Genomic DNA, 12,605 nt, shown 5'->3' with positions numbered 1-12,605 from the left:
AGGAAAAACATCATCGGATAGCTTGTCGCACAGCCGCGCAGGTCTTGGGAATGCCCCGCCGCAACAATTCCCCTTCCCGACAGGCCCGGCCATCGCTAACGGCAGTGGAGCAAACGGATAGGTGGCCGAGTGGTTTAAGGCAGCGGTCTTGAAAACCGCCGTGGGTGCAAGCTCACCGTGGGTTCGAATCCCACCCTGTCCGCCACCGCTTTCTTTGCCGTGCTTTCCCGCAGGGTTAGACCCTATTTCCATCGGAAATTGCGTACGCGCGCGGATCGTCCTACCGTCAGGATCTTGGTCGAAGGAAGTGCTGGGGTGTCATCTCTCACGGCTGCAGAACAACGCACGCCAACGGCGTCCTGGTGGTTTGCGCTGCGCGCGCGTTTTCGCACCCATCCGTTGCTGCGGATCCTGCTTCCGGTCACGATGGTCGCGCTTTCTGCAGCGGCGCGATATCTGCTCGGGCCGTGGTATCCGGCCCCCTTCATCCCGTTCTATCCGGCGATCCTGGTCAGCACGCTGATCGGCGGACGGCTGGCTGCCAACCTCTCGCTCGCCCTGTCTCTGGCGTGCGCAGCCTATTTCTTCTATTATCTGTCGGGCAACGCAGAGGCCACGAACGTGCCCGTTGCGCTTGCGATGTTTGCGTTGGTTGCGCTGACCGTCATCGAAATTCTCGTGCGGCTGACCAGCCTTGCCGATGCGCTGCGCGCTCGCGAGGTCGTCCTTCTGGCGCAAGCCGAAGATCTGATGCGGCGGGAGCACGCCTCGGTCGAACGGCTTGCCGAACTTGAAGCGATTTACGAGCAGGCACCGATCGGCCTTGGCCTGCTGGACGACCAGATGCGCTTCGTGCGGCTCAATTCCGCGCTGGCGGAAATGAACGGCTACAGCATTGAGGACCATGTCGGAAAGTCGGCCTGGGACCTGGTGCCCGATCTGCGATCATCGGCCGAGCCCATCCTACGCAGCGTGCTCGATACGGGTGAGGCGGTCAGAGACGTTGAAATTTCCGGCCAAACCGCCGCTAACCTTGGTACATCGCGCTACTGGAAGGAAATGTTCTATCCGGTGCGCGGTCTCGAAGGGCGTACCAGCGGGATTGGCATCCTTTGCGAGGACGTTACCGACCAGAAGCAGTCACAAGAGCGCGAGGCCCTGCTGATGGGCGAAGTCGATCATCGCGCCAAGAACCTGCTGGCCGTTGTCCAGTCGGTTGTTCAGCTCACCCGCTTCCATGGCGATCCTGCCGCGTTCAAGGCATCAATCGTCGATCGAATCCAGGCGCTCGGCCGGGTTCATGCGCTGCTCGCCGCACACCGCTGGTCCGGGGTGGCGCTGGACGAGATAATCGCGCAGGAACTCGCGCCATTTGGCGATGCGATCACGGTCCATCACCTCGACCAGCCGCTGCAGCTCAATCCCGGTGCGGCGCAGGCGCTGAGCATGGTCCTGCACGAACTCCTGACGAACTCGGTGAAATACGGCGCCCTTTCGGCATCTGGCCGAGTCGAGCTGTCATTAAACAGCGCCGGCCCGGATTCGAGCGACGTCGAGCTGCGGTGGCTGGAGCTGGACGGCCCCGCCCCCGTCGAGGGCCGCCCAAAAGGTTTTGGCACGAAGCTGTTGGCAACGGCGGTGACGGGCACCCTATCGGGGCAGCTCGACTACGACCTCAGACCCGAAGGGCTGCGCTGCGAAATTCGCTTTCCCCGATCGGCGGCATCGAGCCGAACGGCCGAATCAAACCCCGCCTGATTGCCCTTCCGCGTCGATCAAGGCGCTTTGCGACGCTGGGATGGCTTCCAGCGCATCGGTAAAGCGCTTCAGCCACCACATGACATCCTGTTCGACGACCGTGTTCATCAACTTTCGCCAGCGCTCGATCCGTTCCTCGCGCGGCATCGAGATCGCCTGGCGCAGCGCGTCCGAAATCTCTTCGGCGCTGTGCGGATTGATCAGAATGGCCTCCTGCATCTGTTCGGCAGCACCGGCGAAGCGGGACAGGATCAGGACGCCCGGATCGTCCGGATCCTGCGCGGCGACATATTCCTTGGCGACAAGGTTCATGCCGTCGCGAAGCGGCGTCACCAGCCCGACCTTGCTTGCGCGGTAGACCCCGGCGAGCATTTCGCGCGGGTATCCCTGGTTCACATAGCGGATGGGCACCCAGTCGAGCGCCGCATGAGCGCCGTTGATGCGCCCAGCCAAGCCTTCAAGCGTGCTGCGGATCCGCTGGTAGCTATCCACCGTGCCACGGGACGGCGGCGCGATCTGCAGTAGGACCACCTCCTTGCGCTCCGCTGGATGCTCGGTCAGGAACCTCTCGTAGCCGAGAAAGCGCTCCTCCAGCCCCTTGGAATAATCCAGACGATCGACACCGACGATCAAAGTCCGCCCGACGGCGCTTTCCTGCACGCGCTCGAACGTCTGGCGGGCCTTGTCGGTCTGGCTGAGGGCGGCGAATTCGGTCGCATCGATGCCGACCGGGCAAGCGATCAGGCGCACCCTGCGGCCAAGCGCGGAGAGCACGTTTTCCTCATCCACGACCCCCCCCAGTTCATCGCGGGCAAAGTCGCAAAACGACTGCAGCCATTCCTCGGTGTGAAAGCCGATCAGGTCGTAGTCGAGCAGCCCTTCGACGAGCGCGCGCGCTTCCGGCAGTGTCGCGAGCAGGCGCCTTGGCGGCCAGGGAATGTGCAGGAAGAACCCGATCCGGTTAGCGATGCCACGCTCGCGCAGTTCCCGGCCCAGCGGGAACATGTGGTAATCCTGCACCCAGACAAGGTCGTCGGGCTCGATCAGCGGGCGTACGGTATCGGCAAAGCGTTCGTTGGCGCGCTGGTAGCCACCGGCAAAGCTGCGCTCGTATTCGGCAAGGTCGATGCGATAGTGGAACAAGGGCCACAGCGTCCTGTTGGCGTAGCCGTTATAGTATTCCTCGATATCCTGCTCTTCGAGATCGACCGTTGCAGTGGTCACGCCGTCGATCCGCTCTAGCGAGATCTGGCCAGTGAATTCACTGGTTTCGTTGCCGGACCAGCCGAACCAGATCCCGCCATGCTCGCGCAGCGCAGCCGACAGGGCGACGGCAAGACCCCCTTGCGCACCACCGCCAGTACTCACGCGGTTGGAAATGACAATCAGTCTGCTCATCGTACCGAATTCCATGGCTTGCTCAGCAGGACGGCACAGTTGATCAGACCGACAAGCGAGTAGGTTTGCGGGTAATTGCCCCAGAGTTCGCCGGTGACCGGATCGATGTCCTCGGACAGCAGCCCCGCCTTGGTGCAACGCGCCAGCATCTCTTCATAAAGCGCGCGGGCTTCGCTGCCCCGACCGGTGAGGTGAAGGGCTTCGATCAGCCAGAACGTGCAGACGTTGAAAGCGGTTTCGGGGAGGCCGAAATCGTCCTCGGTTGCGTAGCGCAGCATGTGCGATCCACGGCGGAGACCTTGCTCGATTGCGGCGAGCGTCGAGGTGAAGCGCGCATCGTCGGGCGTCAGAAAACGCAGGTCGAGCAGCTGGATGACGCTGGCATCCAGATCGTCCCCCTCGAATGTGGCCGACATGCGCTGCGTATCCTCGCGCCACGCTGCCGATTCGATCCGAGCGCGCATCGCTGCTGCGCGTTGGCCCCAGAACTCGGAGCGTTCATCCAAGTGCAGTGCAGCTGCCGCATTCCCGAGCCTGTCGCACGCCGCCCAGCACATGGCCGCCGAATACGTGTGGACCGATTGGCGTGTGCGCAGCTCCCACAGCCCGGCGTCCGGCTGATCGAACAACTGCCAGGCACGCTCTCCCACTTTCTCGAGCGCCTCGAAATCGGAGAGGCCGGACATGCGCAGCAATCTTTGGTCGATGAAGGCTTGCGTATTGCACAGCACGATCTGGCCATAGGCGTCGTGCTGGACCTGAGAATAGGCCGCATTGCCCACGCGCACGGGGCCCATCCCGCGATAGCCGGTCAGCTGCGCGGCCTCGCGCTCCTCGATCTCGGGTTCGCCCAGCACGCCGTACAGGGGCTGGATATGGCCGCCCTTGGCATCATCGACGATGTTGCGCAGGAAGGCGAGATAGCTTTCCAGCACATCCAGCGCGCCAAGGCGGTTCAGTGCCTGAACGGTGTAATAAGCATCGCGGATCCAGCAATAGCGATAGTCCCAGTTACGCTGCGATCCGGCATGTTCGGGGATCGAGGTGGTCATCGCGGCGACGATCGCGCCGGTCTCCTCGTGCTGGCACAGCTTGAGCGTGATGGCCGAGCGGATCACCACGTCCTGCCATTCCACCGGGATGGCAAGGCCGCGCACCCATTCCTGCCATTCGGCAGTGGTCTCGGTCAGCATCTGGTCGACCGTCGCCGAAAGATCGCCGGCAAAGCTCTCGTCCGGACCGAGGAAAAAGGTATGCGCCTGCTCCAGCCGGAAGGTCCGTTCCTCCAGCACGAGACCGACCGGCGCCGTGGTCGTCAGCCGCATCGTCATGGCATCGGCGGGGAAGCGGATGTGGTTCGACCCGCCCGCGGCGATCTGGCGCGGCTCGCCCCATTCCTGTGTGGGGCGAAGGCGCACGGTGATCCGCGGCGATCCTGCCAGCGGGCGAACGATGCGCGCGAAGGCCACGGGCCTGTACGAGCGGCCATTGCGCCGGAAATAGGGACAGAAATCGACGATCTCGACCTCACCGCCATTGGCATCCCGGTGGCGGGTGACCAAGACGGGGGTGTTGCGCAGGTATTGCTGACGCGTCTCGACGCGATCCTCAATGTCGATCGACCAGAAGCCGGTCTGGGGCGCCTCCCCCGCCAGCAGCGCTGAGAACAGCGGGTCGCCATCGACGCGCGGCACGCAACCCCACACGAAGCGGCCATCGGCATCGACGAGCGCGGAGACCTGGCAATTGCCGATCGGCCAGAGATCAAGCGTCGCCGTCATCGCGCCGCCTCCGAAAGCCAGCGGCGCAGGTGCTCAGGCGATGGAAGGCGGAAGTTGGCCGCCGTCGCGCGCTGGTCACCGACAAGCACCGCGATGCCGTCCAGTTCACGCACGGCAGCAAAGCCCGGCTCGTCGGTCAGATCGTCGCCTGCAAAGATCGGCACGGTACCTGCCATCGCGCTGCGGCTCATCAGCCGGCGCACTGCGGCGCCCTTGTCACCGCCCGCAACGCGCAGTTCGACCACCATCTTGCCGCGCTGAAGATGAAGGTCGAACGAATAAGCCAGCGATGTAGCTAGCTCAAGCGCCTGCGCTTCCGCACCGGGCTCCTTGCGATAGTGCAGCGCCACACCGAAGCTCTTGTCCTCGACAAGCGTTCCCGGATGCTTGGCGGCGAACCGTCGGAACAGCCCGGCGACTTCGTCCAGGCTCGCCGGCCGCGCCGGATGCGCATGAACGCCTTGCCAGCGATGCTCGCTGCCATGACTTGCCGAGATCGCCAGATCCGCCGCGCAGGGGCCCAGGATCCTGTCGATTTGTTCTAGCGACCGCCCGCTCACGATAGCTACCCGGCCATCGAGCCGCGCTATCAGCGTCGCCAGCAGCTTCTCTGTCTCCGGATCGAAGCGCACCTCGTCCGGGTCGTCGACAAGGTCAAGCAGCGTACCGTCCAGGTCGAGGAACAGGCTGGCCCCCTTCAGCGCGTTCGCCGGCGGCGGGGGAAGCGTGGTCAGGGCATCGGTAATCTCGGATCTCCTTGCGACGGGGCAGCGGCTCCCGGCATAGTGACCAACCCATTACCCTGCATCGGGGTCCCGCCCTTTTATCCTCTCCGCCCGTCCGCAACGAAGAAGGGGTGCCGTCATGGCACCCCTTCCCGTCACTCGCGTTTGCTGGCGATGTCCTGCGTCAGTTGGTCGATCCCGACGCCGACTTGGTGATCTGGGCCGCGCTCATGGCCGAGACCAGTCCATTGCCGCTCGCGCTGAAGTTGCTCGTGGGCAGCGTGGCCTTCTGCCCGCGCACCTTCACCACCAGCGCTTCGACATGGCCGCGCGCGTCGCTGACCACCTGGGTTACGGTCCCGAGCTTGGTGGCATCGGGGCCCAGCACGCTCATGCCCTTGCTCACCGAGAATGCGCCCTCGGCCGACGAAGCCGCGCTACCTGCCAGCGCCAGACTGCCGCCGCTCAGGTTAGCCGCCGAGGAACCGGCTCCGCTCGCACTGCCCTGCGCGGTGCTGGCAACCGAACCTGCTGCGTTCCGCGTGCCCGAAACGAGCGCCTGTCCGGTGCCGGTTGCGGTGCTGCGGGCCGAACCGGCGGCAGACTTTACGGCGTCGGTGCCGACAAGCTGGCCGTCGATCGATCCCGAGCCACTGCCCGAAGCGGACTGCGAGCCGGTGATTGAGGACGCCGCGTTCAGCGGTCCCGTCGTCGTGGCAAGGCTGGTGTTCGTCGTCGAAGCAAGCGAGCCGTCCGCGCTGCCATCGGCGTGGACCTTGCCGCTCTTGCGATCAACCGACTTGTGCGCCGAAGCCGAACCCGATCCGCGAACGCGGCCCGTGGTCGAGCTTTCGACCGAATCCATGGTCGAGCCAAGGGGACCGCCATTGAGCGTGCCGCCCGTAGCGCCGCTTAGCGTGCCGCCCAGACCACCGGCCAGACCACCGCCCAGCCCACCGCCAAGTCCGCCACCGCCCAGCAGTTGCGCATGGGCCGGCGTGGCAACGATCAGCATCGCGGCCGAAGCTGCAAGAATAGTACGCATCAGATCATCCTTTCATCGATTGGCGGACACGTCGCTTGTGTCCTTCGAAAGGAGAAACGGATGCCGGGGTGCGCTTAATCCATCGCCCGCACGATTTTTTCACCGCCTGCACTGGCCGCAGATCAGGCCGCGTCCGAAACTGCCGTCAGCCCCGCGCGGGCCAAGATCCACTGCCTCGCGATCCAGCACCTGGCGCACGTCTTGCCCCGTGGCCGCGGCCGCGCGGGCCGCGACGAGCGGTGCCGCGAACGAAGTGCCGCGCACCGGCACCATCTGCCCGGCAGCGTTTGCCGCCCGCATGTCCGCCCCGGGCGCTGCGTAATCGAGATGAAGCGCGCGCCCCGCCTCGATCAGCGGACGGTTGCGCGCATCCACCCCGGTTACCGCCAGCACCAACGGAAAGGATGCCGGATAGGCTGGCGGCGCAGCCGGACCGTCGTTGCCGACCGGCGCCACAACGACGACGCCGCGCCGCTGCGCTGCGGCGACGACCTTGGCCAGAACAGGGTTGGCGGGCCCGACAAGGCTGATGTTGATCGTACGCACCCCGCGGCCGACTAGCCAGTCGAACGCCCGTGCGATCGCCAAGGCCGATCCACCGGCGCGGTCCTTGCCATAGACATCCGCCACTAGCACGCGCCGCACCCCGGCGCCCTGCAGAAGGGATGCCACGGCGCTGCCATGGGCGCTCGGCATCGGTGCGCCCAGCGCAAACCCCCGCTGTTCGGCAACCGCGCCGGCGGCGCCTCCGTCCACAATGCCGACCGGCGCCGCAATCTCGGGCGCTGCCGTCAGACGTCCGGGAGAACCGCTACGCGCTGCCGCAGCCGAGCCGCTCTGGAAAGACAGCGTATCGGCTGAAATCTCGCTATCAGGCATCAGGCGGCGCAGCGCCGCTTCGGCTTTGGCGAGCGGCAAGCCCTCCGGCACACGCACTGCCGCCACGGCGATCCCGACATCGCCAAGTTGATCGATCCCGGTCACGCTGAATCCCGAACCTGCCAATCTTTGCGAAAGATCCGCGGGCGGGTCCGTGATCAGAAGCACGCCTTTGCGGGCGGGTTCCCCGTGGCTGTCGCGCTCCACCGCGTCGCGCCGTTCGCGCACGAACTGCGACAGGCGCTCGACCCGATCCCGCGCCACCCGCGACGCCCGCTCCGGCAGGCTTTCAAGCCCGCTGATCGAGCCGTCAAGCGCCCGCCTTGCCGTCTGCGCGACCGTTCCGATCGCGGAATCGAGCGCGCCGCCGGAGACAGGCGCTGTCACCGGCATCGCGATCTGCGCTGCGACGGGTGCCGAGGCCGTGGCAAGGAACAGCGCGCCGGGGATCAGGTTCTTGTGCATGCCTCGTCAATCTCACATTTTCGCTTGGCTATGGATGAAACGTACGGCCTTGTCCGTTGCATCCTGCAGAAAGGTCGAAAGCCCTGTCTGATCCATTTGCAAGTGCCCTGCTCGAACTGCTGCCGCGGCTCAGACGCTTCGCGGTGGGCCTGTCGCGTGACCGTTCGGAAGCGGACGACCTGTGCCAGGCAACGCTCGAGCGCGCCTTGCGCAACCGGACGAAATGGCAGGATGGCTCTCGCCTCGACAGTTGGGTTTACCGGATGATGCGGAACATGTGGATCGACGAAGTGCGCGCCAGAACGCGGCGCGGGCAGACGTTCATAGCCGAGGAGCTGGGGGGCGATATCGGCAGCGACGGCGGACAGGAGGCGACCGCGATGCTCTCGGACGTCGATCGCGCGCTCGCGCACCTGCCCGACGAGCAGCGCGAGGCAGTCATCCTCGTCATGGTCGAAGGCTATTCCTACAAGGAAGCGGCCGACATCATCGGCTGCCCGGTCGGCACGCTCAATTCACGGCTCGTAAGGGGGCGCGATGCGCTGCTGGCGCGACTGGGAGAAACCGCATGACGCCCACCCCCGAACAGGTTGCCGCCTTCGCCGACGGACAGCTGACCGGCATTGATGCGGATGAAGTCGCCCGCGCGGTGGAAGGATCGCCCGAACTCAAGGCGCAGGTCGCTGCACACCAGGCGCTTCGGGCCCGGCTATCGGCGCATTTCGGCGCGCTGATCGACGAACCGGCGAACCCGCAGCACCTGCGCCTGCTGCAGGAAAGCTCGAACGTGGTCGATTTCGCCGCGGCAAAGGCAAAGCGGCGGCGCTGGATATGGATCGCTGCCCCTGCCCTCGCGGCGTCGATCGCTGCCGCAATTCTGATACGCCCGGCCACTCCGCAGCAGGGCTACGCCTCGCCGGAGCTTGCAACGATGCTCGATCAGCGCCTTGCTACGCAGCAAGGCGGAAACGAACCGAGCCGTATCCTGCTCAGCTTTCGCGCGCATGACGGGCGGTACTGCCGCGCCTTTGCGGCACCTGATCGCAACGGCATAGCCTGCCGCGATGATCTGGGTTGGAAGCTCGAACACATGGGGCAAGGCGAAGGGCCCGCTTCCGAGTATCGTCAGGCGGCTTCGCCGGCCGAGATCATGCAGTTCGTGCAGGAAATGGCCGACGGTCCTGCGCTCGATGCAGCGGGTGAGACGCGGGCGCGCGCCGATGGCTGGCAGAGCAGGCGCTGATCGGTTGAAAGTTCAGGAGCCCTGCCCGCAAAACATTACTGCAACCGCGTGCGGTGCAGACGGAAAATACCCGTGCAGGAAACTCGCCCATAGCGACCCCATCTGAAACACGGGCTCTCCCGCGCGGCCATCCGGACTGCGTGCGACCGCTTGCGGCGCAAGTGGCGTTTCCAATTGGGCATAGTGGAACGTGTGGCCCCGCAGGTCTCCTCCTGCAGCCGGCAAGGCTTGCAGGCCCAGCGCAGCGAGACGCGGTTGCATGGCAGCTTGTCCCGGCAGGATACCAAGCAGGGCGTGGCTGATCCCCGCACCGTCAGTCAGGCTTTCTGCACAAAACAGCATGCCCCCGCATTCGGCGACGATGGGCTTGCCCGCTTCATGATGCGCCCGAATGGCCTGTAGCATGGGTGCATTCGCAGCAAGTTGTGCCGCGTGAAGCTCGGGATAGCCACCGGGGAGCCAGATCGCGTCGCAGGCCGGCAGCGCGGATGCGCGCAGCGGCGAAAAGTAGGCAAGTCTCGCCCCCATCGCTTCCAGCAAGGCAATGTTGGCCGGATACAGAAAGGCAAAGGCCTCGTCACGGGCTACGCCGATGGTTCGCCCATCCAGCAGACGCGGGATCGGACTCTGCTCCGGTGCAGCGAACGTAACTGGCAGGGGCAACCACAGCGCATCGATGGGCAGCAGGTCAGCGGCACGATCAAGCCTTGCCTGCAGATCGCCAATCTCCTCGGCCTGGACAAGGCCGAGGTGTCGCTCGGGCAGACCGACCGCAGGATCGCGTGGCAGCGCGCCCAGCCACTGGCAGCCTTCGGGTGTGCTCTCTGCCAGCATTTCGGCATGCCGTTCGCTGCCGACGCGATTGGCCAGCACCGCTGCAACAGCGAGATCATCGCGCCATGTCGCGAGGCCATGCACAAGGGCTCCGAACGTCTGCGCCATGGCGGATGCGTCGATCACGGCCAGCACCGGCACGCCGAACATCGCGGCAAGATCGGCGGCGGATGGAGCGCCGTCGAACAGCCCCATCACGCCTTCGATCAGGATCAGGTCGGATTCGCCGGCGGCACGTTGCAGCAGCGCGCGACATGCTCCTTCTCCCACCATGAACAGGTCCAGCTGGTGAACCGGTGCTCCGCTCGCCGCTTCCAGTATCATCGGGTCGAGGAAATCCGGCCCGCACTTGAACACGCGCACGCGCCGCCCGGCCCGAACATGGGCACGGGCGAGCGCGGCGGTGACGAGCGTCTTGCCCTGCCCCGACGAGGGCGCGGCGACCATCAGCGCAGGGCAAGATGCGGCCATGTTCACCGGTCGATTCCTTCCTGCGCACGAACGCCATCGCGGAAGGCATGCTTCACGTCGCGGATCGCGCTGACGGTATCGGCGGCCGCGATCAGCGCCTCATCGGCGGCGCGGCCGGTGATGACGACGTGCTGCATCTCTGGCCTCTTCTCGATCGCAGGCATGATCTCATCCAGCGACAGGTATCGGTAGGTCACGAGGTAGGTCAGCTCGTCGAGCACGACCAGGCTGATGTCGGGATCGGCCAGCGCCGCCTTGGCCTTTTCCCAACCGGCACGCGCCGCGGCGATGTCTCGCGTGCGGTCCTGCGTCTCCCAGGTGAAGCCTTCGCCGCACTTTTCCCAGATCACGTCGGGATGGCTGGCGAAAAAGGCACGCTCGCCCACGTTCTCCGCCCCCTTGATGAACTGGAACACGGCGGCCTTGCGGCCATAGCCGAGCGTGCGCGCGACCATGCCGAACGCGCTGGACGACTTGCCCTTGCCGTTGCCGGTCAGAACCAGCAGCAGCCCCTTGTCGCGGGTGGCCGCCGCGATCTTCGCGTCGACCACCTGCTTGTGCTTCTGCGCGCGCGCCTTGTGGGCAAGATCGCGCGCGACGTCGTCGTTCTCGCTCATTGCGCGGCTTCACGCGCTGCCGGGCGCAGCGCCGGAACCAAAGCGACCGCTGCGGCAGCGGCCGACGTCCACACCAGCGTGGCGAACAACGTCGGCGGGAAATAGCGCAACAGGCGCGGTGCGAAGCCGGTCAGCGTGGGATCCTCGAACCGGCCGCCAAGGAAGTAGAACCCGCCGCTCGACATCAGCTCGGACACCAGCGTGGCCACCGCCACCAGCAGCGCGGCGGGCGCAATCGAACTTGCCGTGATCGGCAGCTTCCGGGCCGCAAAGCGTCCCGCAGCCCACATTACGCCATAGGCGGGCAGCAGCATCGCGTAGGCCGGGGTGAAGCAGAAGCCGGAACCGCCCATCACATAGATCACCACCACGTCGATGGCGAAGGCAAGGCCGAACAGTCCGGCAAAGGCGATGCGGTTGCGCACCAGGTATCCCAGCGCGAAGAAGCTGGCGAGGCTGGTGTCAGGCAAGTGCATCACATTGCTCAGCGAATGCGTACGCGTGACGAGCATGACCACGGCAAGCGCGGCCCAGACGGCAAGATCGAATCGGTTTTGACGGACCATCGTCAGAAGTTCCTCGTGATGGAATGGAAGGGACGGCGTCGAACGCCAGGGAGCCGCACGCGCGTTTGCGCGCCGCCTTGCGCGGGTAATGCGATCAGGACTGGCACACGGGTTTTGGCTCCCCTTGTCGACACAACACACTGGTGTCGTCCGCCAAGGGCTGATCCTGCCACGGCACGCGGCAGGTCCCTCGTCCGCCCGGTACATCCCGCCCGCGCGAAGGAACGACGGCAAGGGCCGGTTTCCTGACTTCCGGATCGCCGCGCTTTTCGCCGCCTTCTCAGGGCCGTGGCCCCAATGGCATGATGGCGATGCGCTCACCGGTTACAGTTGCGGGAGCAGTGCCGGATTGTGGCGGATTACCGCCGCCCGGACTTCCCGATTAAGCCCTCTCGGGCACCCGTTGCGGGTCAAGGGATAAGCGCAAAGTGCCGATCGCGCAAGCAAGATGCCTTGCGCAATGGCGCAACGCACGATAGTTGCCCGCCTCGCGACAGGTTCCCCGCAAGGGGATCAAAAGGGAACTCGGGTGAAAGCCCCGGGCTGCCCCTGCAACTGTAAGCGGCGAGCCATCCGGCCACTATGCCATTGGGACTTCACGGTTCTGAGAAGGCGGCCGGACCGGCGCTGACCCGTGAGCCAGGAGACCTGCCTGCCGCAGTCGTTCTTCATCCGGGCAGGGTGCACCGGGTGTTCGAGGTTGCCGCCCAGCTCATCCAGGCGGACCATCCCTCGCGCAACGACAGCAACCGCCTCGCCGGCTCGTGCCGCGCGGGCTGCGTCCTGTCGTGCCGGCATCCTGCCCGGCGATCCGCGACATGGC

The 12,605-nt window shown here is 65.5% G+C and carries 11 protein-coding genes, 1 tRNA gene and 2 riboswitches; of the genes, 4 read left to right on the top strand and 8 right to left on the bottom strand.

Annotated elements, in window-relative coordinates; genetic code table 11:
* Positions 1-115 precede the first annotated feature (115 nt).
* Together AACH40_RS08125 and AACH40_RS08120 are read left to right on the top strand one after the other, a co-directional pair.
* Positions 116-205 (top strand) — tRNA-Ser (locus tag AACH40_RS08125).
* A complete protein-coding gene (locus AACH40_RS08120) occupies positions 178-1,758 on the top strand; it encodes an HWE histidine kinase domain-containing protein (RefSeq protein ID WP_338645482.1) in 1,581 nt (526 codons plus the stop codon). The genes AACH40_RS08125 and AACH40_RS08120 overlap by 28 nt, the downstream gene beginning before the upstream one ends.
* Here AACH40_RS08120 and AACH40_RS08115 read toward each other — a convergent pair.
* The 5 genes from AACH40_RS08115 to AACH40_RS08095 all read right to left on the bottom strand — a co-directional run bounded on the left by AACH40_RS08115 (position 1,744) and on the right by AACH40_RS08095 (position 8,051).
* Entirely contained in the window at positions 1,744-3,156 is a 1,413-nt protein-coding gene (locus AACH40_RS08115) for an alpha,alpha-trehalose-phosphate synthase (UDP-forming) (protein WP_338645480.1), read from the bottom strand. The genes AACH40_RS08120 and AACH40_RS08115 overlap by 15 nt on opposite strands.
* Positions 3,153-4,937, bottom strand: a complete 1,785-nt coding sequence (locus tag AACH40_RS08110; protein ID WP_338645478.1) for a glycoside hydrolase family 15 protein — start codon at positions 4,935-4,937, stop codon at positions 3,153-3,155. The genes AACH40_RS08115 and AACH40_RS08110 overlap by 4 nt, the downstream gene beginning before the upstream one ends.
* Positions 4,934-5,569 carry a trehalose-phosphatase gene (gene otsB / locus AACH40_RS08105; RefSeq protein WP_338645476.1) on the bottom strand — a complete coding sequence of 212 codons (636 nt, stop codon included), beginning with the start codon at positions 5,567-5,569 and terminating at the stop codon, positions 4,934-4,936. The genes AACH40_RS08110 and otsB overlap by 4 nt, the downstream gene beginning before the upstream one ends.
* Before the next feature lie 277 nt (positions 5,570-5,846).
* Positions 5,847-6,707: a hypothetical protein gene (locus AACH40_RS08100; RefSeq protein ID WP_338645474.1), complete on the bottom strand. Its 861-nt coding sequence runs from the start codon at positions 6,705-6,707 to the stop codon at positions 5,847-5,849.
* A gap of 99 nt (positions 6,708-6,806) precedes the next feature.
* Positions 6,807-8,051: a S8 family serine peptidase gene (locus AACH40_RS08095; RefSeq protein ID WP_338645472.1), complete on the bottom strand. Its 1,245-nt coding sequence runs from the start codon at positions 8,049-8,051 to the stop codon at positions 6,807-6,809.
* A 143-nt stretch (positions 8,052-8,194) separates the two neighbouring features.
* On the opposite strand from AACH40_RS08095, the gene AACH40_RS08090 reads away from it, so the two are divergent.
* Complete coding sequence (locus AACH40_RS08090) at positions 8,195-8,623, top strand: RNA polymerase sigma factor (RefSeq protein WP_338645470.1); 429 nt, start codon at positions 8,195-8,197, stop codon at positions 8,621-8,623.
* Positions 8,620-9,294 (top strand): hypothetical protein, encoded by a 675-nt coding sequence (locus AACH40_RS08085; RefSeq protein WP_338645467.1) that lies wholly within the window; start codon positions 8,620-8,622, stop codon positions 9,292-9,294. The genes AACH40_RS08090 and AACH40_RS08085 overlap by 4 nt, the downstream gene beginning before the upstream one ends.
* A 12-nt stretch (positions 9,295-9,306) precedes the next feature.
* Here the strand turns inward: AACH40_RS08085 and AACH40_RS08080 are convergent, their stop codons facing one another.
* From AACH40_RS08080 to AACH40_RS08070, 3 genes are read right to left on the bottom strand one after another with little or no spacing between them, the layout of a single operon-like run.
* The gene (locus AACH40_RS08080) at positions 9,307-10,599 is read right to left on the bottom strand and encodes a cobyrinate a,c-diamide synthase (RefSeq protein ID WP_338645980.1); all 1,293 of its coding nucleotides are present in this window, start codon (positions 10,597-10,599) and stop codon (positions 9,307-9,309) included.
* A gap of 2 nt (positions 10,600-10,601) precedes the next feature.
* The gene (gene cobO, locus AACH40_RS08075) at positions 10,602-11,216 is read right to left on the bottom strand and encodes a cob(I)yrinic acid a,c-diamide adenosyltransferase (protein WP_338645465.1); all 615 of its coding nucleotides are present in this window, start codon (positions 11,214-11,216) and stop codon (positions 10,602-10,604) included.
* A complete protein-coding gene (locus tag AACH40_RS08070) occupies positions 11,213-11,782 on the bottom strand; it encodes a hypothetical protein (protein WP_338645463.1) in 570 nt (189 codons plus the stop codon). The genes cobO and AACH40_RS08070 overlap by 4 nt, the downstream gene beginning before the upstream one ends.
* A gap of 218 nt (positions 11,783-12,000) precedes the next feature.
* A riboswitch (cobalamin riboswitch) is annotated at positions 12,001-12,202 on the bottom strand.
* 58 nt (positions 12,203-12,260) lie between these two features.
* Positions 12,261-12,452: riboswitch (cobalamin riboswitch) on the top strand.
* The last annotated feature ends 153 nt before the right edge of the window (positions 12,453-12,605 follow it).

This window comes from Novosphingobium olei (genome assembly GCF_037076535.1).
Lineage (GTDB): Bacteria > Pseudomonadota > Alphaproteobacteria > Sphingomonadales > Sphingomonadaceae > Novosphingobium > Novosphingobium olei.
Note: the sequence above shows the minus strand (reverse complement) of the source record. Positions and strands in the feature narration are given on the sequence as shown.